This window comes from Mycobacterium sp. NGS18, from assembly GCF_059813185.1.
The window spans coordinates 1-19,669 of sequence record NZ_JCALEC010000011.1; the positions used below are offsets into that span (position 1 = coordinate 1).

20 protein-coding genes, 1 pseudogene and 1 riboswitch are annotated in these 19,669 nt (G+C 71.1%); of the genes and pseudogenes, 8 read left to right on the plus strand and 13 right to left on the minus strand.

Annotated features, from left to right (window positions below; all coding sequences use genetic code 11):
* A pseudogene (locus AC5Y31_RS18125) lies at positions 1-269 on the minus strand (HNH nuclease); the annotation flags it as partial.
* Between the two features lie 100 nt (positions 270-369).
* Between AC5Y31_RS18125 and AC5Y31_RS18130 the strand changes: the two are divergent.
* Positions 370-735: a hypothetical protein gene (locus tag AC5Y31_RS18130; RefSeq protein ID WP_499981978.1), complete on the plus strand. Its 366-nt coding sequence runs from the start codon at positions 370-372 to the stop codon at positions 733-735.
* Here the strand turns inward: AC5Y31_RS18130 and AC5Y31_RS18135 are convergent.
* From AC5Y31_RS18135 to AC5Y31_RS18150, 4 genes are read right to left on the minus strand one after another with little or no spacing between them, the layout of a single operon-like run.
* Positions 647-1,702, minus strand: coding sequence for a cobalamin biosynthesis protein (locus tag AC5Y31_RS18135; RefSeq protein ID WP_499981979.1), 1,056 nt, complete (start codon positions 1,700-1,702; stop codon positions 647-649). The genes AC5Y31_RS18130 and AC5Y31_RS18135 overlap by 89 nt on opposite strands.
* On the minus strand, positions 1,699-4,053 hold the full coding sequence (gene cobBC / locus AC5Y31_RS18140; protein ID WP_499981981.1) for a bifunctional hydrogenobyrinic acid a,c-diamide synthase/histidinol phosphate aminotransferase CobBC: 2,355 nt from the start codon (positions 4,051-4,053) through the stop codon (positions 1,699-1,701). The genes AC5Y31_RS18135 and cobBC overlap by 4 nt, the downstream gene beginning before the upstream one ends.
* Positions 4,047-4,661: a cob(I)yrinic acid a,c-diamide adenosyltransferase gene (cobO, locus tag AC5Y31_RS18145; RefSeq protein WP_499981982.1), complete on the minus strand. Its 615-nt coding sequence runs from the start codon at positions 4,659-4,661 to the stop codon at positions 4,047-4,049. Before cobO ends, cobBC begins: the two co-directional genes overlap by 7 nt.
* A complete protein-coding gene (locus AC5Y31_RS18150) occupies positions 4,661-6,628 on the minus strand; it encodes a magnesium chelatase subunit D family protein (RefSeq protein ID WP_499981983.1) in 1,968 nt (655 codons plus the stop codon). The genes cobO and AC5Y31_RS18150 overlap by 1 nt, the downstream gene beginning before the upstream one ends.
* Positions 6,629-6,649: 21 nt before the next feature.
* A riboswitch (cobalamin riboswitch) is annotated at positions 6,650-6,786 on the minus strand.
* Positions 6,787-6,809: 23 nt separating this feature from the next.
* Here AC5Y31_RS18150 and AC5Y31_RS18155 point away from each other — a divergent pair.
* On the plus strand, positions 6,810-7,607 hold the full coding sequence (locus tag AC5Y31_RS18155) for a dienelactone hydrolase family protein (RefSeq protein WP_499981985.1): 798 nt from the start codon (positions 6,810-6,812) through the stop codon (positions 7,605-7,607).
* A 2-nt stretch (positions 7,608-7,609) separates the two neighbouring features.
* On the plus strand, positions 7,610-8,815 hold the full coding sequence (gene cbiE, locus AC5Y31_RS18160) for a precorrin-6y C5,15-methyltransferase (decarboxylating) subunit CbiE (protein ID WP_499981987.1): 1,206 nt from the start codon (positions 7,610-7,612) through the stop codon (positions 8,813-8,815).
* On the opposite strand, the gene cobM is transcribed toward cbiE, so the two are convergent.
* From cobM to AC5Y31_RS18190, 6 genes are all read right to left on the minus strand, one after another.
* Positions 8,801-9,568, minus strand: coding sequence for a precorrin-4 C(11)-methyltransferase (cobM, locus tag AC5Y31_RS18165; RefSeq protein ID WP_499981989.1), 768 nt, complete (start codon positions 9,566-9,568; stop codon positions 8,801-8,803). The genes cbiE and cobM overlap by 15 nt on opposite strands.
* A complete protein-coding gene (locus AC5Y31_RS18170) occupies positions 9,565-11,076 on the minus strand; it encodes a precorrin-2 C(20)-methyltransferase (protein ID WP_499981990.1) in 1,512 nt (503 codons plus the stop codon). The genes cobM and AC5Y31_RS18170 overlap by 4 nt, the downstream gene beginning before the upstream one ends.
* Entirely contained in the window at positions 11,073-11,729 is a 657-nt protein-coding gene (locus AC5Y31_RS18175; RefSeq protein WP_065026628.1) for a precorrin-8X methylmutase, read from the minus strand. Before AC5Y31_RS18175 ends, AC5Y31_RS18170 begins: the two co-directional genes overlap by 4 nt.
* Positions 11,730-11,737: 8 nt before the next feature.
* The gene (locus AC5Y31_RS18180) at positions 11,738-12,562 is read right to left on the minus strand and encodes a ferredoxin-like domain-containing protein (RefSeq protein WP_499981992.1); all 825 of its coding nucleotides are present in this window, start codon (positions 12,560-12,562) and stop codon (positions 11,738-11,740) included.
* 167 nt (positions 12,563-12,729) lie between these two features.
* Complete coding sequence (locus AC5Y31_RS18185) at positions 12,730-13,377, minus strand: enoyl-CoA hydratase-related protein (RefSeq protein WP_499981993.1); 648 nt, start codon at positions 13,375-13,377, stop codon at positions 12,730-12,732.
* Entirely contained in the window at positions 13,374-13,979 is a 606-nt protein-coding gene (locus AC5Y31_RS18190) for a TetR family transcriptional regulator (RefSeq protein WP_499981995.1), read from the minus strand. The genes AC5Y31_RS18185 and AC5Y31_RS18190 overlap by 4 nt, the downstream gene beginning before the upstream one ends.
* A 78-nt stretch (positions 13,980-14,057) precedes the next feature.
* Here AC5Y31_RS18190 and trpS point away from each other — a divergent pair, with 78 nt between their 5' ends.
* Genes trpS through AC5Y31_RS18215 form a run of 5 tightly spaced genes read left to right on the plus strand, consistent with a single transcriptional unit; the run spans position 14,058 to position 18,822 of the window.
* Positions 14,058-15,080: a tryptophan--tRNA ligase gene (gene trpS / locus AC5Y31_RS18195; RefSeq protein WP_499981997.1), complete on the plus strand. Its 1,023-nt coding sequence runs from the start codon at positions 14,058-14,060 to the stop codon at positions 15,078-15,080.
* The gene (gene yhjD, locus AC5Y31_RS18200) at positions 15,077-16,024 is read left to right on the plus strand and encodes an inner membrane protein YhjD (protein ID WP_499981999.1); all 948 of its coding nucleotides are present in this window, start codon (positions 15,077-15,079) and stop codon (positions 16,022-16,024) included. The genes trpS and yhjD overlap by 4 nt, the downstream gene beginning before the upstream one ends.
* A gap of 9 nt (positions 16,025-16,033) precedes the next feature.
* Positions 16,034-16,969, plus strand: coding sequence for a DUF5996 family protein (locus AC5Y31_RS18205; protein ID WP_065026634.1), 936 nt, complete (start codon positions 16,034-16,036; stop codon positions 16,967-16,969).
* A gap of 12 nt (positions 16,970-16,981) precedes the next feature.
* On the plus strand, positions 16,982-17,542 hold the full coding sequence (locus tag AC5Y31_RS18210; protein ID WP_499982001.1) for a trehalase-like domain-containing protein: 561 nt from the start codon (positions 16,982-16,984) through the stop codon (positions 17,540-17,542).
* Positions 17,452-18,822, plus strand: a complete 1,371-nt coding sequence (locus tag AC5Y31_RS18215; protein WP_499982002.1) for a glycoside hydrolase family 15 protein — start codon at positions 17,452-17,454, stop codon at positions 18,820-18,822. The genes AC5Y31_RS18210 and AC5Y31_RS18215 overlap by 91 nt, the downstream gene beginning before the upstream one ends.
* Before the next feature lie 6 nt (positions 18,823-18,828).
* Here the strand turns inward: AC5Y31_RS18215 and AC5Y31_RS18220 are convergent, their stop codons facing one another.
* The gene (locus AC5Y31_RS18220; protein ID WP_499982110.1) at positions 18,829-19,431 is read right to left on the minus strand and encodes a class I SAM-dependent methyltransferase; all 603 of its coding nucleotides are present in this window, start codon (positions 19,429-19,431) and stop codon (positions 18,829-18,831) included.
* Entirely contained in the window at positions 19,431-19,667 is a 237-nt protein-coding gene (locus AC5Y31_RS18225; RefSeq protein ID WP_499982003.1) for a PNPOx family protein, read from the minus strand. The genes AC5Y31_RS18220 and AC5Y31_RS18225 overlap by 1 nt, the downstream gene beginning before the upstream one ends.
* Positions 19,668-19,669: the final 2 nt, after the last annotated feature.

A 19,669-nucleotide genomic window follows, 5' to 3' on the forward strand; every position in this document is an offset into this window, starting at 1 on the left:
GTGATCCGCAGCCGCTTCCACAGTGCGTCGCGCACCGCGGCGATCGAGCCGTCACCATCGGGTGGGTCGGCCAGCTCGCCGAAGATCCGGTACATCAACCCCCGGTTGGTGCGCTCCTGGGTCTCCAACCGCTCGGCGACCTCAACACGAAAATCGTTGCCCACCACATCCGAAGGTGTCTCGCGCAACACCCGATGGGCGGCATCGATGGCATCCAGGGCCGCGCAGATCTGCTGCCGCGCCGCCGCCGCACCCAGTGCCGTTGCCATACCCCGACGCTAAAAACCAGCCCCGACACCAAAGCCGATGACCACCCCCCGGGTGACCATGGCTGTGGACGAAACCCCAACTGTGGATAACATCGCGTCCGTGGTTCGCTGCGCCTACGCTCACGACGCGGTTGTTGTGCTCCATCCCGGCGGTAGCCCTAATGCGCCCGGCGGGGCCATTACCAAGGCGCTGTGCGGGAGCTGGGACCACTCACCGCCCTGCCCGCTGGCGCCGCATCACACCGCCAACCACGTCGCCGGTGACGACGTCACGCTGCGGGTGCTGTTCGCCGCCGAAGCCGCCGACGAGCCACGCGTCCGGCAGCTGATCACCGAGGCGCTTGCCCTCGGCGAGTTGACCGGTCCTGATGGGCTGGTCACCAGGTGGCAGTTGAAATCGGCTGCTGCTGGCCGAGTCCGGCCCAGCGAGGAAGACCACGCCGCCGAACTGATCGCCCACCACTGAGTGGCTTGACGCCGACGGTCGCCAGACCGCCGGACGGCCACGCTCGGCGGGACGTCCGCGAACCCAGGATCACCGCACCGGCCATCGCCCCGACGCCCACCCGCCGGGCCAGCCGCACCGCCCGCGGAATATCGGCGGGAACCGGAGCCCGCCCGTGTCCCATCAGCGCCCGGTCCTCACGACGGTTCCCGTAGTAGACGTTGACACCCCCGAGCTGTAGGCCCAAGGCTCCCGCGAACGCGGCCTCGACCACCCCGGCGTTCGGGCTGGGATGGTGCCGGGCGTCGCGACGCCACGCCCGCAGCGCGCCAAGGGAATCCGGCCCCAAGGCGGCGGCCAGGACTCCGCTCAGCCGGGATGCGGGTAGGCCCAGCACGTCATCCAGCCGGGCCGCCGCCCAGCCGAAGCGGCCGTAGCGAGCGTTGCGGTGGCCGATCATCGCGTCCAGGGTGTTGACGGCACGGTGCGCCACCAGACCCGGAATCCCGGCCGCCGCACCCCACACCAACGACGCCACCACCGCATCCGAGCTGTTCTCCGCGACGGATTCGACGACAGCCCGGGCGATCTCGTCGGGCCCCAGCGCGGCGGTGTCGCGACCGACCAGGTTGCGCACAGCAACACGGGCCCGGTCCAGATCCCCGGCGGCCAGCAAGCCATGCACCGCACGCGCCTCGCGTTCCAGGGAGCGCCCCCCGAGCACCGCCCAGGTCGCCAGGGCGGTCAACGCAATTCGCGCCCATGGGTTTCGAGCCGACCGCTCAGCGGCGTACGCCAGCCCGGTGGCGCCGCCGACCAACACAAGCACATGAGCCACGCCGGTCCAGCGGCTGTCGCGGTAGGTCCGCTGTTCCAACGCCAGCGCGCACGTCCCGAATCCGGCGACCGGATGCCACCGCCGCGGGTCCCCGCAGGCGCGGTCGGCGACAAAACCGAGCGCCAGCCCCAGCGCCCGCGCCGAAATCACCCGAGAATCCGATCCAGCGCCGCCAGCAGTCGATCGGTCAACTCCGGGGGACGCACCGCGATCCGCACCCAGCTGTCGTCGAGGCCCGGGAAAGTGTCGGCCCGCCGCACCGCGATACCGTTCTCCCGCAACGCCGCATGCACGCCAGTGCCAACACGGGCCAGGACATACGGGGCGACACCGGCGGCCAACGGCACCCCCCGCGCGACAAGAGCCGACGCCAGCTGATCCCGCCACAACGCCAACTCCTTTGCCCGGCATTCGCTTTCGGTCAGCGCCCGCGCGTCAGAGCAGGCCAGCATGGCGGCGAGCGCCGGCGCCGACACCGACCAGGGAATCTGCAGCCGCGCCGCATCGGCGATCAACAACGGATCGCCCAGGAGATACCCTGCCCGCACCCCGGGGATCGACCAGTGTTTGGTCAGGCTGCGGGTCACCAGCAGGCCCGGCGCCGAGAAACCGGCCAGGCTTTCGGGCTCACCCGGCACCGCGTCCAGAAACGCTTCGTCGACCAGCACCACCCGCCCGGGCCGCACCAGCGAAAGCAACAGCGAAGCCGGATGCAGCACGCCGGTGGGGTTGGTCGGGTTACCGACGACGACGAGGTCGGCGTCATCGGGTACCGCGGCGGGGTCCAGCGCGAAGCCGTCCTCGGCGCGGCAAAGCACGACATCGACGGTGCGGCCGGCGGTGATCAGCGCGGCGTGCGGCCCGGTGTACTGCGGGTGGACCACCACCGGCCGCCGCCACGCTCGGAGCCGGGCCACCAGGTCGAAGGCCTCGGAGGCGCCGGCGGTGGGCAACAACTCGTCGCGGGAGACGCCGTGCCGGGCGGCCAGCGCGTCGCGGGCGGCGCCGGCGTCCGGGTAGGCCGCGGCGTCGGCGAGCGAGGCATGCAGGGCGGCATCGAGCCAGTCCGGCCGCGGCCCGACGTAGACGTTCACCGCGAAATCCGCCAGCCCGGCCCGCGCTTCGGTGTCGCCGTGATGGTGCAGATCCGGGCCGGTGAACTGATGCACGGCATCGGCGAAACGCTGAGCCAGCTGCGGGTATCCGGCCCAGTGGGTATGCAGGTACGACGCGTGCAGGCTCGGCCCGGCGATACCGTCCGGGCCGTCCGGCAGCTGCCAGGCCGCGGCGACCGGGCCGGTGAAGGTGACGACGGTGCGGTGGAATTCATGCCCGGTCACCCGCAAGCCGGCCTCCGCCAGCAGCGAATCAGTCGGCGCGACGGCATCCCGGTAGCCCAGGGTCAGGCGCGGCGACATCTCGGCGGCGGCGGGCAGCGCACCCACCCCGGGCACCTCGCCGACACTGCGGCACAGGTAGGCCAACCCGCCGCATTCGGCGACGGTCGGCACCCCCGCGGCGATCGCCGCCCGCAGCGCACCGGCCAGCGCGGTGTTGGCGGCCAGCTCGGCGGCGTAGACCTCCGGGAACCCGCCACCCAGATAGATGCCCGCGGTGCCGGCCGGCAGGCCGGAGTCGGTGAGCGGGTCGAAGCGCACTACCTCGCAGCCCGCGGCGCGCAGCAGCTCGAAGGCCTCGGTGTAGCCGAACGTGAAGGCCCGCCCCCCGGCGACAGCGACCACCGGGCGAGCGCCCGAAGAGCCGGCGCACACCTCCGCAGCCGGATCCCACACGGCGCCAACCAGATCCGGTGCCTGACGCGCCACGGCAACCACCGCGTCGAGATCCACCTGCTGCGCGATCAGCCCGGCCAGGCGGTCGAGCATCGCACCGGACTCGTCGCGTTCGGCGGCCGGCACCAGCCCGAGATGCCGAGACGGGGCCCGCACGCCCGCATCGCGGGGCAGCACCCCCAGAACCGGAATGCCGGTGGGGCGCAACGCGGCGACGACTTCATCGGCGTGCCGGGTGCTGCCGGCCTGGTTGAGGATCACGCCGGCCACCCGCACGTCCGGGGCGTAGCCGGCCAGGCCCGCCACCACCGCCGCGTGGGTGCGCGACGCGTGCGAGATGTCGACGACCAGCAACACCGGGGACGCGGTCAACGCCGCGACGTGAGCGGTGGAGGCCTCGCCGTCAGCGCCGAGCCGGCCGTCGAAAAGCCCCATCACGCCCTCGATCACGGCGATCTCGGCGCCAGAAGCACCATGCAGCAGCAGCGGCACGATCCGCTCGGTGCCGACCAGCACCGGATCCAGGTTGCGGGCCGGGCGCCCGGTGGCCAGGGCGTGATAGCCCGGGTCGATGTAGTCCGGGCCGACCTTGTGCCCGCTGACGGTCAGCTCGCGTGCGGCTAGCGCCGCCATCAGCCCGACCGCCACGGTGGTCTTACCGTGCCCGGATGCGGGCGCGGCCACCACGATCCGGGGGAGACTTACCATTCGATCCCGCGCTGGCCCTTCTGGCCGGCGTCCATCGGGTGCTTGATCTTGGTCATCTCGGTGACCAGGTCGGCGGCCTCGACCAGCCGCGGATGGGCGCGACGGCCGGTGATAACGACGTGCTGGTGGCCGGGCCGGGAGCGCAGCGTCTCGACCACGTCGTCGACGTCCACCCATCCCCAGTCGATCGGGTAGGTGAACTCGTCGAGGACGTAGAGGTCATGGGTCTGCTCGGCAAGGCGGCGCTTGATCTCGGTCCAGCCGGCCAGTGCGTCGCCGGCGTGATCCTCGGTGCTGCCGGATTTGCGGCTCCACGACCAGCCCGAACCCATCTTGTGCCACTGCACCGAGCCGCCCTCACCGGTCTCGTCGTGCAGGGCGCCGAGCCGTTCCAGCACCGCCTGCTCGCCGACCCGCCATTTCGCGGACTTCACGAACTGGAACACCCCGATCCGAAAGCCCTGATTCCAGCCGCGCAGCGCCAATCCGAACGCGGCGGTGGACTTGCCCTTGCCGTCGCCGGTGTGCACCATCAGCAGCGGCCGGTTGCGGCGCTGGCGGGTGGTCAGGTTGTCGTCGGGCACCGTCAACGGTTGTCCTTGCGGCATCAGGCAGCTCCCTTTCCGGTGGCATCGCGAACGATGTCGGTCAGCGCCTCGGCACTCACCTGCGGCAGCGGGACGTATTCGGCCCGCAGCCGCTCAGCCAGGGAGCGTGCCAACCCGAGCCGCATCCGGCCGTTCTCGCAATCCACCACCACCGCCGAAAAGCCCTGTGATGCGAGCAGTCCGGCGGCCTGGCGGGACCGCTCGACCGGATCGGCGCCGGCGGTGGCCCGACCGTCGGTCAGCACCACCAGCAGCGGGCGACACGCCGGTTCGCGTAGCCGTTCCCGGCGGATCAGCTCGGCGGCTTCGAGCAGGCCCTCGGCCAGCGGGGTGCGGCCGCCGGCGGGCAACTCGTCCAGGCGCACCGCGGCGATCTCCACCGACCCGGTCGCAGGCAGCACCACTTCGGCCCGTGTATCGCGAAACGTCACCACCGCCACCCGGTCCCGGCGCCGGTAGGCGTCCAGCAGCAAGGACAAGATCGCGGTCTTGACGTGCCGCATCCGCTCGGCGGCGGCCATCGACCCGGAGGTGTCCACCACGAACAGCACCAGGTTGGCCTCCCGGCCCTCCCGGACGGCACGGCGTAGATCGCCGGCCTGCAGGATCATCCGGCCGTCCACCCGGCCGCGGGCGCCCTGATGTGGCGCGGCGGCCCGCAGCGTCTCCAGCAGGTGCAGCCCGCCCGTGGCGCCGGCGGCGGTGGCGCCCACCCGGCGTCCGGAACTGGTGCGGGCCCGGCTGCGCCGCCCGGCGCGGCCCGCGCCGACCCCGTCGACGGTGAAAAACCGTGCGCGGTAAGGGGAATCGGATCCGACGGTCGAGGTGGAGCCGGACCCACCCGGCGCCGGCCCGCCCGCATCCGGGGGTGGCGGGGCGTCGTTCCCGCCCTCCGGTGGGCCGTCCGGATCCGGCTCGGGCTCGGGACCGGAATCCTCCTGAGGCAGCAGCTCGTCGAGTTCGGCTTCATCGAGACCGGGGGCGTCGAACGGCTTGCGCCGCCGCCGATGCGGCAGCGCCAGCCGGGCGGCGACCCGCAGATCCTCGACGTTGACCGCGTCGCGGCCCTGCCATGCCGCATGCGCGACCGCGGTGCGGGCGCAGACGATGTCGCCGCGCAGGCCGTCCACATCGAACGCCGCGCAGATCTCGCCGATCTTGACCAGCGCGGCGTCGGTGAGCAGCACCCGCGAAAGCAGCTGCTGCGCAGTGTGAATCCGGGCGCGCAGCCGCTCCTCGGCCGCGGCGTACCCGGCCGCGAAACCCTCGGGATCGGCGTCGAAGGCCAACCGTCGGCGTACCGCCTCGGCGCGCACCGCCGGATCGCGCGGCGCGGAAACCTCAACGGTCAGCCCGAATCGGTCGAGCAGCTGTGGGCGCAGCTCGCCCTCCTCGGGGTTCATCGTCCCGACGATCACGAAGCGTGCCGCGTGGGTGACCGACACCGAGTCGCGTTCGACGGTCAGTCGCCCCATCGCGGCCGCGTCCAGCAGCAGGTCCACCAGGTGGTCGGCGAGCAGATTGACCTCGTCGACGTAGAGGATGCCGCGGTTGGCCCGGGCCAGCAGCCCCGGCTCGAACTCCACCACGCCGGCACCCAGCGCCCGCTCCAGGTGGATCGACCCCACCACCCGGTCCTCCGTGGCGCCGACCGGCAACTCCACCAGCCGCACCGGGCGGGTCTGCACGGCGGCGTCGGCGGGGAACGGGCCGTCGGGGGACAGCGGGTTGGCCTCGGCGGGATCGGAGGAGAACCGGTCGTCGGCGACCACGTCGATAGGCGGCAGCACCTGGGCCAGCGCGCGTACCAGCGTCGACTTGGCGGTGCCCTTCTCGCCGCGGATGAGTACGCCGCCGATGCTGGGGGAGATCGCGCTCAGGACAAGCGCCAGCGCCATGTCGTCGAGGCCGCCCGGGGCGTCCGGGTCGCCGCCGAGGACGGCAGGGAAGGGGTACAGCTGTTGCATTGAGGCTCCGCTCGTGATGCCCGGTGTTGGCAACGCGAAGCCGGTATTCGGACTGACCGAAGCGCTTCCCAATCAGCGGGAATGCGCCGCGGAACACCGTAGCGGGCCTGCGTCGGAGTCACACCGACTTCCCTGGCACTTCGCGCCGATACCCTAACACCAACCGAAAGGACACTCAGAGATGACTGCACCCGAAGCAGACCTGACCGGCTGGGTCCCAGCGCCGTTCACCGGCGGCGGTTTCACCCACGACGTGTACCGCAAGGGGCGTGGCCCCGGGGTGGTACTGATACCGGAGATCCCGGGAGTGCACCCCGGCGTGCTCGGATTGGGAAACCACCTGGTGGACAACGGCTTCACCGTGGCGATCCCGTCATTATTCGGCCAACCCGGTAAGGCGATCACACCCGGCTACGCGCTGAGCACGATCGCCCGTGCCTGCGTGACCCGGGAGTTCGCCGCGTTCGCCACCGACAAGCAACGTCCGGTCACCCAGTTCCTGCGGGCGCTGGCCCGCGACCTCAACGAGAAGACGCCCGGCAAAGGCGTCGGGGTGATCGGCCAGTGCTTCACCGGCGGTTTTGCGCTGGCGGCCGCCGTCGACGACGCCGTGCTGGCGCCGGTGCTCAGCCAGCCGTCCGTACCGATCCCGCTGACGCTCAAACAGCGCCGCGATCCGGGGCTCTCCGAGGTCGAGCTGGGGATGATCGCCGACCGCGCCGCCAACGACGGGCTGTGCGCGCTTGGCTTGCGGTTCAGCGAGGACAAGATGGCCCCCGGTGACCGCTTCGCGACGCTGAAGGCCCGGCTCGGGGACGCGTTCGAGGTGATCGAGATCGACTCCTCGCCGGGCAATCCGGACGGGCTGTCCCGGATGGCGCACTCGGTGCTCACCGACCAGGTCCGCGAGGTCGACGGGCACCCCGCCTACGAGGCGCGCAAGCGGGTGGTGCAGTTCCTCACCGAACGGTTGACATAGCTGTGCCCACCGCCGAACGCCTGGTGGTCCTCGGTATCGGCGCCGACGGCTGGGCCGGGCTGACAGAACCCGCGCGGGAGAGGGTGCTGGCCGCCGATGCCGTTATCGGTGCGCCGCGCCACCTGGCGATGCTGCCGGAATCACCCGGTCAGCAGCGCCACGATTGGCCGTCGCCGCTACGGGCCGGGTTGCCGGCGCTGGTCGACGGCCTGGCCGGCCGGCAGGTGGTTGCGCTGGCCTCCGGTGATCCGCTGCTGTCCGGGGTGGGCAGCACGCTGATCGAGCTGCTGGGCGCCGAGCGGGTCGCGGTGGTCCCGGCGGTCTCCTCGGTGACGCTGGCCCGGGCCCGGCTGGGCTGGTCGGCCGAGTCGGCCGCGGTCATCAGGGTCGGCGACGTCCACGCGGTGCTGCGCGAGCTCGCGCCGGGCCGGCGGGTGCTGGTGCTCTCTGCCGATGAGACGACGCCCGCGCAGCTGGCGGCCCTGCTGGTCGCGCGCGGCTACGGGGCAAGCCGGATGACGGTGCTCGGTGACCTGGGCGGCGACGCCGAGTCACGGCTGGACAGCACCGCCGAGACCTTAGAAGGCCCGGTGCCGCGGCTCAACATCGTCGCCCTGGAGCTGGGCGGCCCGCTGCCGACCGGCTGGGGATGGGTGCCCGGTTTACCTGATCAGGCCTACGACCACGACGGGCAGCTCACCAAACGCGACCTGCGGGCCGCCGCGCTGGCGCGACTGGCACCGGCGCCCGGACAGTTGCTGTGGGACGTCGGCGCGGGCGCCGGATCCGTCGGCATCGAATGGATGCGCGCCCACCCGAGCTGCCGGACCATCGCTGTCGAGGCGGAACAGACTCGGGCGCAGCGGGTCTCGGCCAACGCTCGCAACCTCGGCGTCCCTGCACTGCGCGTCGTCTGCGACACGGCCCCGACGGCGCTGGCAGGCCTCTCCCGCCCGGATGCCGTCTTCGTCGGCGGCGGGCTGAGCCGGCCCGGGGTGCTCGACGCCTGCCTGGTCGCGCTGCGGCCCGGCGGGCGACTGGTCGCCCACGCTGTCACGCTGGAAACCGAGGCGCAGCTGGCGGCGGCCTACGCCGAGCACGGCGGCGAGCTGACCCGTATCCAGGTCGAACACGCCGCCCCGCTCGGTGCGTTCACCGGCTGGAGACCCGCCCGCGCCGTCACGCAGTGGGCGCTAACCCTGCCCTGACCGGTCTCGCGCCGCGTCGTAGAGATGGCTCTCGCCGCCACACGGGTCGGGGCGGTCCGCAAGGGCCCGCCCGACGAGAATCACCGCGGCCGAACGCATCCCGGCCGCCTCGACCGCATCGGCGATGTCGGCGACGGTGCCGCGCAGCACGAGTTCATCCGGTTGCGACGCCCGGTAGACCACCGCGACCGGGCAGTCCGCGCCGTAGTCGGCTTCCAACTCGCCCATCAGTTCCCGGGTCCGGGTGATCGCCAGGTGCAGCACCAGGCTGGCCCCGGTCGCGGCGAACGCGGCCAGCGATTCGGACGGCGGCATCGCGGTGGAGGCGGCTTGGACCCGGGTCAGCACCACCGACTGCGTCACCAGCGGCACCGTGAGCTCGCGGCCGAGCACGGCAGCCGCCGCGGCATAAGCCGGCACGCCGGGCGTGATGTCCCACGGCACCCCGGCGGCGTCGAGCCGGCGGGTCTGCTCGAAGACCGCGCTGTAGAGCGACGCATCGCCCGACACCAGCCGCACCACCCGCCGGCCCGCCCGGTGAGCGGTGACCAGACGGTGCACGATCGCCTCGAGGTCCAACTTCGCGGTGTCGACCAGTTCGGCGGTGGCGCAACAGTGTTCGAGCACTTGCGGGTCCAGATAGCTACCGGGGTAGAGCACCACATTGGCGTCGGCCAGCAGGCGGGCCGCCCGCACCGTCAGCAGATCCGCGGCACCGGGCCCGGCGCCGACGAAATGAACCGGGACGCTCACCGTACCCACCGGGGCGTCCACACCCGGCCCGCGGACGTCGCCCGCGTCGACGACGCTCCCACCAGGACAAGGCATTTCATGTCGATCGCATCGGTGTCCAGCTCGCCCAGGGTGGTCACCGTCAGCGACTCCTCGGTCCGGCCGATGTCACGGCCGACCACCACCACGGTCTGCGGGGCGCGGTGTTCCAGCAGCACTTTGCGGGCCAGGGCGATCTGGTCGGGCCGGGCACGCGAAGCCGGGTTGTAGATCGCCAGCACCAGATCGGCCTCGGCGATCGCGGCCAGCCGGGCCTCGATCACCGCCCACGGTTTGAGGCGATCGGAGAGGCTCAACACCGCGAAGTCGGCCCCGATCGGGGCGCCGGCGGCCGCGGCCACCGCTTGCACCGCCGAGACGCCGGGCAGCACCCGCACCGAAACACGTTGATACCGTTCGTTATCGGCGGCTTCGAAGATGGCTGAGGCCATCCCGAAGACCCCGGCATCGCCACCGGAGACCACCGCCACCTTCTCGCCGCGAAGCGCCAGATCCAGCGCGAAGCGGGCCCGGTCCAGCTCGACGGTGTTGCCCGAGGAGTGCCGCTGCAACCCGGCCCGCTGCAGAATCCGCGCGAGATAGGGCCCGTAGCCCACCACGTGGTCGACGGTGGCCAGCGCCGCGGCCGCCGCGCCGGTCAACCACTCGCCGGGCCCGGGACCGAGCCCGATCACCAGCAGCTCGGCCGGCTCGGCGACCGGCTCAACGACCGCCGCCACCGGATCGGACGACGTCCGCGACCGCTGCCCGTTGCGGGAATCCCCGTCGACCACGATCAGCGACAGGTACGGCACGCTCGCTTCCTCTACCTCGGCGACCGGCAGCCAGCGCTGTTGCGGATGGCTGGCCCGTTCGACGTAGTAGGCGTGCTCCAACCGGCCGGCGGCGGCCAGGGCGCGGCGCACGGCGGGGAAGGTGCGGCCGAGCTTCATGATGATGGCGCCGTCGGTGTCGGCCAGCCGCATCGCCAGCTCGTGCTCCGGCAGTGTGCCCGGCAGCACGGTCAGCACGTCGGTCTGGCGCACCAGCGGCATTCCGAGCGCGGCGGTGGCGGCGCTGAACGCGGGGACACCGGGGATGATCTCGGTGTCGAAGCGCGTCGACAGTCGGTCGTGCATGTACATGAACGAGCCGTAGAACAGCGGATCGCCCTCGGTCAGCAGCGCGACCGTGCGACCCGCGGTCAGGTGGGCGGCCAGCCGTGACGCCGAGGCCTCGTAGAAGTCGGCCAGCGCTCCGCCATAGCCGCCGGGGTGATCGGTGACCCCGGTGGTGACCGGATAGCGCAGCTCTTCCTCGATGACACCCGGCCGGATCAGGTCGGCGGCGATGGTGCGCGCATACGAGGCCTTGTTGACCCCGGCGTGGTAGGCCACTACGTCGGCGTCGGCGATGATCCGGGCTGCTTTGCGGGTGATCAGCTCGGGGTCACCCGGGCCCAGGCCCACCCCGTAAAAGCGGCCGGTCATTCGGCATCCGAGGCGAGTGCGTTCAACGCCGAGGAGGTGATCGCCGAGCCGCCTCGCCGGCCGCGCACGGTCACGAACGGGATGTCGATGCCGTGGTCGCGGTGCAGGGCGGCCAACGCCTCCTTGGACTCGGCGGCGCCGATGAACCCCACCGGGCAGCCGACGATCACCGCTGGGCGCGGCCCGCCGTCGATGATCAGCTCGAGCAGATGGAACAGCGCCGTGGGGGCGTTGCCGATGGCGACGACGGCACCCGACAGCTCCGGCTCCCACAACGAGACCGCCGCCGCCGAACGGGTGGTGCCCCAGTCGGCGGCCAGTGCAGGGACCCGTTCGTCACGCAGATAGCAGTGCACCTCGTTGCCGGCCGGCAGCCGCCCGGCGGTCACCCCGACTGCCACCATCCGGGCATCGCAGAGGATCGGTGCGCCGCCGTCGAGCGCGGCCCGCCCGGCCGGCACCGCCTCGGGGTGGATCAGCAGGTCCTTGGCGACGTCGGTCTGCCCGGCACCGTGGATCATCCGCACCGCGAGCCGCTCGGCAGTAGCAGGGATGTGCGACAGGTCGGACTCCCGGCGGATGGTGGCGAACGATTCGACGTAGATGGCCGGGCCGTCGGCGATGTAGTCGTAGCGCTTGGTGGGTCTGTTCAAGCCAACTCCTACGCAGGGACGAAGATGCCGTGCCACGGGGTCACGACGAGCTCGGCGGCATCCAGCAGGGTGCGTCCGAATGCGGCCGTCAACACCCCGTCAGGCACCGGCACATGGGTGCCACCGGGCACCGGGCCAAAGGGTAGCGGACCCGACGGTTCCGGCAGGCGCGCATCAGCCGCCATGACGGGCAAAAGGGGGGCGGGTAGTTCGCGGATGTGCCAGGGCGCGTCGGGCCCGTCGCCGCGGGCGGCCTGGAACGCACCGGCCAGGGCGGCCAGCCGTTCGGCGGCGTCGGCGATGTACACCACGGCCCCCCAGTTCTCACCGACTCGCAGCTGTGCCTCGGTGCCGCTGAGCGCTACCAGGCCGGCATCGGCTGACCGATCGATCAGGTCGCCGCGGCCGTCGTCGAGGACGAACAGGAACCGGCCGGGCAGCGCGGCCAGGCGCGGATCGTCGCACAGCAGCGCGTCCAGCCGCGCCGCCACCGGGCGCAGGTCCGCCCGCCCGCCGGCGTGGCCGGTCTGCGGTGAGACCAGGATGTTGCGGACCAGCTCATGGCTGCGCGACGGCAACAACCCGGTCGACTCCAACGCGGCCACCGCCGCCGGCGCCAGTCGCCCGTCGCACCCGGCCAGCCCGCGCAGCTGAAGGTTGGCCCGCTTGGTGAGATAGACCGAGCCGTCGGCGAACTCGGCGCTGACCTGCAGCAAGCGGGCCAGCGAAGCGGCTGGCAGCCAGCCGCCGACCAGGCGCAACCGCACCAGCAGCCCGTCGTCGGCCGCCCAGGGCCGCAGCACACCCGGGCATCGGTCGGCCCTCGTCCTCATCTGCCCCACCCGCCACGTGGGGGATGGCATGCCGCAGTTGCCCGGCTTATAGCGACAACACGATTCCTCGCGCCGGTGCGGGCATGTGGGTGCACCGCTTGATTGTCGCTCAGAGGCGGGCAACCGACATGCGTCCTCCCGCCGGTGACGGGCGAGACAGGTGGGATTTAGCCGCTGAGCGCCGCCACCGCCGGCCCGAACATGGTGGCCTTGATCGCGCCCAGCGTGCCCGAGTCCTTACCGGCCAGCGGCCGCAGCAGATCGACAGCGGCGGTGAGCACCGCGCCCTCGCCGGCGGTGCCGTCGACGATGCCGATAGCCGCGGCGTCCTCGCCGCCGAAGCGGCGGCCGGTGGTCATCGATGCCACCTGAGCCTGCGGCGCGAGCTTGGCCTGGATCAGCGCGGCCATCCCCGGGGTGAATGGAATCCGGATGTCGACCTCGGGGAAGCAGAAGAACCCGCGGTCGGCGCGCATCACCCGGAAATCGTGGGCGATCGCCAGCATCGCGCCCGCCCCGAACGCGTGCCCGACCACGGCTGCCGCGGTCGGGATCGGCAGCGTCAGCATCTTCGCCAGCAGGGCGTGCACCCGCCCGACGTACCAGTCGGTGCGGTCGCCGTTGGCCATCAGCCAGTCCAAGTCCAGGCCGTTGGTGTAGAACTTGCCGCCCGCGGTGGTGACCAGGCCCTGCGCCTCAGCGGCCACCACGTCGTCGAGCACGCCGTTGATCTCGTCGAGAAAGTCCGGGGAGAACCGGTTCTCGTCGTCGCCGAGGTCCAATACGGCGATCTTGTCGTCATAGGTCAGGTTCACTCCGCTGATTCCTTTCTAGGGCCGACGGCCAGGACGGCGCGCACCGCGGCGTGCAGCTGGGCGCGGGCGCATGGGTTGCCCAACCGGTTACGGCTGAGCACGATTGCGGTGGGCAGGTCGACCACGCAGGTGGTGATGGTGTCGACGGCGGCGGCGTCGCGCCGTTCCCACAGCGCGTCCGCCAGCCGGATCAGCAGCCCCACCAGCTCGGCGCGAACGCTGCGCAGCTGCCCGGCGAGCTCGGGCGGCACGTCGGAGTCCCGCAGCGCATCGTCGCTGACCGCGACGAGCAGTCGGGAGGCGTCCGGGTGCCGCTCGGCGAAGGCCACCGGGGCGTCGGCGGCCGCGATCACCGCCTCGGCCGCAACCGTCTCGGCGCTCACCAGCTCGTCCTGCAGCGTCAGGAAACGCCGCGCGGCCCGCAGCCAGGCGGCGGCCACCAGCCCGGCTCGCGACCCGAAACCGTGGTAGACGGCGCCATTGGAGGCGCCGGTCGCCTGGCCGACGGCGCGGATCGTCACCGCGGCGGCACCGGAGCGCGCCGCCAGCGACTCGACGGCGTCCAGCACCCGATCGGGGTCGTGCACGCGCGGGCGGGGCATGGCGGCCAGAATAACAGAGCAATCGCTCTGTTACCAGGTGCGCCCATCGGCGCAACGGCGTGACAGGATCGAGCAATCATGAGCGCTTCCGGATCCCGTCCCGTCGTCTTCTCCGGTGTCCAGCCCACCTCGGCGTCGCTGCACCTCGGCAATGCGCTGGGGGCGATCACCCACTGGGCGGACCTGCAGGACGATCACGACGCGCTGTTCTGCGTCGTCGACATGCACGCCATCACCGTCCCGGGCTGGGACCCCGCGACGCTCCGGAAAAGCACCCTGGTGACGGCCGCGCAGTACCTGGCGCTGGGAATCGACCCGGCTCGCAGTGCGATCTTCGTGCAAAGCCACGTGCCGGCGCATGCCGAGCTGGCCTGGGTGCTGGGCTGTTTCACCGGATTCGGGCAGGCCTCGCGGATGACGCAGTTCAAAGACAAGTCGCAGCGGCAGGGTTCGGACTCCACCACCGTGGGCCTGTTCACCTACCCGGTGCTGATGGCCGCCGATGTACTCCTCTACGACACCGAGGTGGTGCCGGTCGGCGAGGACCAGCGCCAGCACCTGGAACTGGCCCGCGACGTCGCGCAGCGGTTCAACACACGGTTCCCCGACACCTTCGTCGTGCCCGAGCCGATGATCCCCAAGGCCACCGCCAAGATCTACGACTTGGCCGACCCGACGTCGAAGATGAGCAAGTCGGCGGCCACCGACGCCGGCCTGATCAGCCTGCTCGACGATCCAGCGGTGAGCGCCAAGAAGATTCGCTCGGCGGTCACCGACTCCGAACGGGAGATCCGCTACGACCCGGAGAACAAGGCCGGGGTGTCGAACCTGTTGACCATCCAGTCGGCGATCACCGGTGCGAGCGTCGAGAAACTGGTGGACGGCTACGCCGGCCGCGGTTATGGCGACCTGAAGAAGGAGACCGCCGAGGCCGTCGCCGAGTTCGTCACGCCGATCAAGGCCCGGGTCGACGAACTGCTGGCCGACCCGGGCGAGCTGCAGGCGGTGCTGGCCGCCGGCGCCGAGCGGGCCCGGGCGAGGGCCGCCACGACCATCGCGCGGGTCTACGACCGGGTGGGATTCCTTCCGCCGCGGCCATGAACAAAGCCGTGACCGACGAGGCCGAGCCCGCCAAGCCGGGCATCATCGACCGGCTGCGGGCGCGTTACGGCTGGTTCGATCACGTGGTGCGGGCGCAGGAACGCTACGACGAGCGTCAGGGCAACTTCTTCGCCGCCGGGATGAGCTACTACACCATCTTCGCGTTGTTTCCGCTGGCGATGGTCGGGTTCTCCGTCGGCGGTTTCCTGCTGTCGCGGCGGCCGGAGGTGCTCGACGGGATCGAACGCCGGATCAAGCACCTGGTCCCCGGCGAGTTCGGCAACGAGCTGGTGTCGTTGATGGACAGCGCGATCTCCTCGCGTGCCTCGGTGGGGGTGATCGGTCTGGCGACGGCCACCTGGGTGGGCCTGACCTGGATGGCCAACCTGCGCGAGGCGCTCTCCGAGATGTGGGAAACCCGTTCGGAGAAGCAGGGTTTCGTCTCGGCGAAGCTGTCGGACCTGGTCGCCATGGGGTGGGCGTTCGGTGCCATGCTCGTCACGATCGCGCTGACCGCGCTGGCCGAGCCGAAGCTGATGCGCAAGATCCTGCGCTGGCTCGGCGTTCCCGACTTCGACCTGCTGGGCGCGGTGTTGCGGGTGGCGTCGGTGGGGATGGCGGTGGCGGTGTCATGGCTGCTGTTCACCTGGATGATCGCCCGGCTGCCCCGCGAGTCGGTCAGCCTGGCCAGCGCGGCGCGGGCCGGCGTGATCGCCGCGGTCGGCTACGAATTGTTCAAACAGGCCGGCTCGGTGTACTTGCAGTCGGTGATCAACGGCCCGGCCGGGGCGGTGTTCGGACCGGTGCTGGGCCTGCTGGTGTTCGCCTACATCACCGTACGGCTGATCCTGTTCGCCACCGCGTGGGCGGCGACATCGTCGGACAACCTGCGCACCGACCGACCGGCCGGAGGCGACGGTGTGACCGGTACCGCAAACGGGTAGTAGGGGATCATGACGCGCGAATCCGCTTGGCCTCGCCTTCGTCTCGACGACTGGGCACCGACCCGGGACACCCTGCACATGTGGACCCAGATCGTCGGCAAAGTCCGCCTGGCACATGCACCGTTGGTGAACCACTGGTGGCAGGTCACGTTGTATGTCACGCCCCGTGGGCTCACCACGTCGGCGATCCCGTACGACAGCGATGTTTTCGACATCGAGTTCGACTTTATCGACCACCAGTTGGCGATCCGTACCAGCTCCGGTGCAACCCGCGCGATCCCGCTGCGGGAGCAATCGGTGGCGGAATTTCACGGCGCGTTCATGTCGACGCTGGACGAGTTGGGTCTGCAAACCCGAATCCAGTCGCACCCCAACGAGGTCGAGCCTGCCGTGCCGTTCGCCGAGGACGTCGAGCACGCCTCTTATGACCCGCAGGCCGCCCAACTGTTCTGGCGGCAATTGGTGCAGGCGCACCGGGTGCTGAGCCGGTTTCGCTCCCGCTTCATCGGCAAGGTCAGCCCCGTTCACTTCTTCTGGGGCGCCATGGATCTGGCCTGCACCCGATTCTCCGGGCGGAGTGCCCCGAAGCACCCGGGCGGCGCACCCAACTGCGGCGACTGGGTGATGGTAGAGGGCTACTCGCGTGAACTCAGCAGCTGCGGATTCTGGCCCGGCGGCGGCGCGGAAGGTGGCTTCTACGCCTACGCCTACCCGGAGCCCGACGGCTTTGCCGACCATCCGGTCCGGCCCGCGGAGGCGTCCTACAGCAAGGAGATGGGCGAGTTCGTGCTGCCTTACGAGGTGGTCCGGCAAGCGCCCGATCCGGACGGACTGCTCCTGGACTTCCTGCAGGACACCTACGAAGCGGCAGCGGTGGGCGGCAACTGGGATCGCGCCGCCCTCGAAGACGACCCGGATCGTTGGCGGGCCAAGGCGCGTGCCTGAGCGGCCTCGGCCATGAGCACCACACCGATCGCCGACTACGCGCTGCTGTCGGATCGGCATACCGCGGCGCTGGTCAGTCGCGGCGGGTCGGTGGATTGGATGTGCGCGCCGCGCTTCGACTCGCCGGCGGTATTCGCCCGGCTGCTCGATGCGCGCGGCGGTCATTTCGCGGTGCAACCCACCGATCCGCGGGCCGAGGTGACGCGCCGCTACCTCGACGACACGATGGTGCTGGAAACGACCTTCGCCACCGCGACCGGAACAGTGGTGCTGCGCGATGCGCTGGCCACCGGTGCGGCCGACGACCCGCATCGGCTGGGCGTGGCGGCGCCACGACTGCTGGTGCGCTCGCTGCAGTGCGTGACCGGCGAGGTCGAGGTCGGCATCGACTTTGCGCCCCGCCCCGAGTACGCAGTGGTCACGCCGAGGGTCAGCGCCGTCGACGGCGGCGTCCTCGCCCGCGGGGGCGCCGACATCGTCGTGTGTCCTGCCCGGTGGCCTTGGAGGTCACCGGCGACCGTGCCGCGGGCCGCGTGGTGCTGCGGGAAGGCCGGCGGCTGTGCCTGGGCATGACACACCGCAGCACCTCCGAGGAGTTCCCCATCCCGCTCAGCGAAGACGATCTCGACCGGGCGCTCGAGGTGACCGTGGAGGCCTGGCGGTCCTGGTCGAAGCTGCATCAGAGCTATCAGGGGCCGTGGCGGGATCTGGTGCACCACAGCGGGCGGGTGCTCCAAGCGCTGACCTACCAGCCCACCTGGGCCGTGGTGGCCGCTCCGACCACGTCATTGCCCGAAGAAGTCGGCGGCGAACGCAACTGGGACTACCGCTATGCCTGGGTCCGCGACGCCAGCTTCACCATGGAGGCGCTGTGGGTCGCCGCCTGCCCCGACGAAGCGCACGAGTTCTTCGACTACCTGGCCGCCAGCTCGGCTGGAGCCCTGCGCGGCGGAGATCACCTGCAGATCATGTTCGGCGTCGGCGGCGAACACGACCTCACCGAGCGCACCCTTGACCACCTGAGCGGCTGGCGCGGCAGCCGGCCGGTGCGGGTGGGCAACGGCGCCTGGCGTCAGCGACAACTCGACGTCTACGGCGAGTTGCTCGGGGCGGCTTACCGACTCGTCGACCAACTCGACCCCGAGCACCCGAATGCGGTGACCGGGCGGGAGTTCTTCATCGACTGCGCCGATACCGCCGCGCGGCGCTGGACCGAGCCCGATCACGGCATCTGGGAGGTGCGCGGCGAACCGCGGCACTTCCTGTACTCCAAGCTGATGTGTTGGGTGGCGTTGGACCGTGCGGTGCGGATGGCCGACATGCTGGGGGCCACCGACAAGGCCGGCGACTGGCAGGCAACCGCTGAGCAGATCCGTACCGAAATCCTTCGCCGCGGCTGGAGCGACCGGGCCAACGCCTTCACCCAGTCCTTCGGCGACGACACCCTCGATGCGTCGAATCTGATGATCCCGCTGGTCGGGTTCCTGCCGCCCGACGACCGGCGAGTCCTGGCGACGATCGAGGCGATCGCCGGGCAGCTCAGCGATTCACACGGACTGATCTATCGCTACCGCACCGTCACCGGCGATAATCCCGACGGCCTTCCCGGCGAGGAGGGTTCCTTCCTGCTGTGCACCTTCTGGCTGGCGCAGGCGCTGGCGGCCTGCGGCCAGACCGGCCGTGCCCGTGAGGTTTTCGAGGGCGCGATCCGCTACGTGAACGACGTCGGGCTGCTCGCCGAAGAGGTCGACGCCGACACGGGGGAGTTGTTGGGCAACTTTCCGCAGGCCTTCAGTCACATCGGACTGGTCAACGCCGCCTGGGCGCTGGCGCAGGCCGAGTCTGCCTGCTGAGGCGCATCACTGTTGCCGATGGGCGGTGAGCAGAAAACCGGGCATCTGGCCGCTCGTGGCGTACAGCGGTGCGGGCCGGACCTCCTCAACTTGCCAGATCGCCGAAACCACTTCGCGGAGTTGCTCTTCGGTGAACTGGGTGGGCCCGGGGCCGTCATGGTCGGGGAAGGCGCCGGCGCCGAAGGCCAGGATGTAGAACTTTGCACCCGGAGCCGCCGCGCGGTGCATAGCCAGCAGATAGTTCTCCCGCCGCTCGTCGGGCAGCGCGTGCAGCAGTCCGCTGTCGAAGATGGTGGAGAACCGGCCGTCGTAGCCGGTCAGCGCGGTGATGTCGGCCGCGGCGAAGGTGGCGGAGGTCAGACCGCGCTCGGCGGCAGCAGCGGTGGCGGCCTGTACCGCGGTGGGGGACAGGTCGATACCGACGACGGTGTGACCGCGCGCCGCCAGTGCCAGGGACAGTTCGGCGTGGCCGCAGCCGGCGTCGAGCACGTCGTCGCGAACGGTGCCCGGCCGCGCGATCAGCGCCGCGTATTCCGGTTGCGGCGCACCGATGTTCCACGCGGGTGTCTGTGACCCTCGGTAGGCATCATCCCAGTCGATCCGGTGCATCACGGTGTGGTCCTTTCGCTGTCGACGTTGCGGGCAGTGGTGCCGGGTGAGTCGAGGCTCCAGGCCACGATCCGCCGCGGGGTGATCCGGATGATGTCGCCGGACAGGCCCCACTCGGTGCTGCCCGCACCGGGCAGTGCAGTACCGATGCCGCGGATCTCGATGCCGCGGGCTTTCGGTGGGTTTACCGAGATCACGATGTCGACGATGAAGGCCACCTGGGGTTCCCGGATCACGT

Excerpts from the sequence above, each read along its gene's own strand:
- AC5Y31_RS18180 (WP_499981992.1), bottom strand. The coding sequence starts at position 12,562 with ATGAGGACGAGGGCCGACCGATGCCCGGGTGTGCTGCGGCCCTGGGCG.
- trpS (WP_499981997.1), top strand. The coding sequence starts at position 14,058 with ATGAGCGCTTCCGGATCCCGTCCCGTCGTCTTCTCCGGTGTCCAGCCC.
- AC5Y31_RS18150 (WP_499981983.1), bottom strand. The coding sequence starts at position 6,628 with ATGCAACAGCTGTACCCCTTCCCTGCCGTCCTCGGCGGCGACCCGGAC.
- AC5Y31_RS18205 (WP_065026634.1), top strand. The coding sequence starts at position 16,034 with ATGACGCGCGAATCCGCTTGGCCTCGCCTTCGTCTCGACGACTGGGCA.
- AC5Y31_RS18170 (WP_499981990.1), bottom strand. The coding sequence starts at position 11,076 with ATGACCGGCCGCTTTTACGGGGTGGGCCTGGGCCCGGGTGACCCCGAG.
- cobBC (WP_499981981.1), bottom strand. The coding sequence starts at position 4,053 with ATGGTAAGTCTCCCCCGGATCGTGGTGGCCGCGCCCGCATCCGGGCAC.
- yhjD (WP_499981999.1), top strand. The coding sequence starts at position 15,077 with ATGAACAAAGCCGTGACCGACGAGGCCGAGCCCGCCAAGCCGGGCATC.
- AC5Y31_RS18190 (WP_499981995.1), bottom strand. The coding sequence starts at position 13,979 with ATGCCCCGCCCGCGCGTGCACGACCCCGATCGGGTGCTGGACGCCGTC.
- cobO (WP_499981982.1), bottom strand. The coding sequence starts at position 4,661 with ATGCCGCAAGGACAACCGTTGACGGTGCCCGACGACAACCTGACCACC.
- AC5Y31_RS18155 (WP_499981985.1), top strand. The coding sequence starts at position 6,810 with ATGACTGCACCCGAAGCAGACCTGACCGGCTGGGTCCCAGCGCCGTTC.
- AC5Y31_RS18220 (WP_499982110.1), bottom strand. The coding sequence starts at position 19,431 with ATGCACCGGATCGACTGGGATGATGCCTACCGAGGGTCACAGACACCC.
- AC5Y31_RS18210 (WP_499982001.1), top strand. The coding sequence starts at position 16,982 with ATGAGCACCACACCGATCGCCGACTACGCGCTGCTGTCGGATCGGCAT.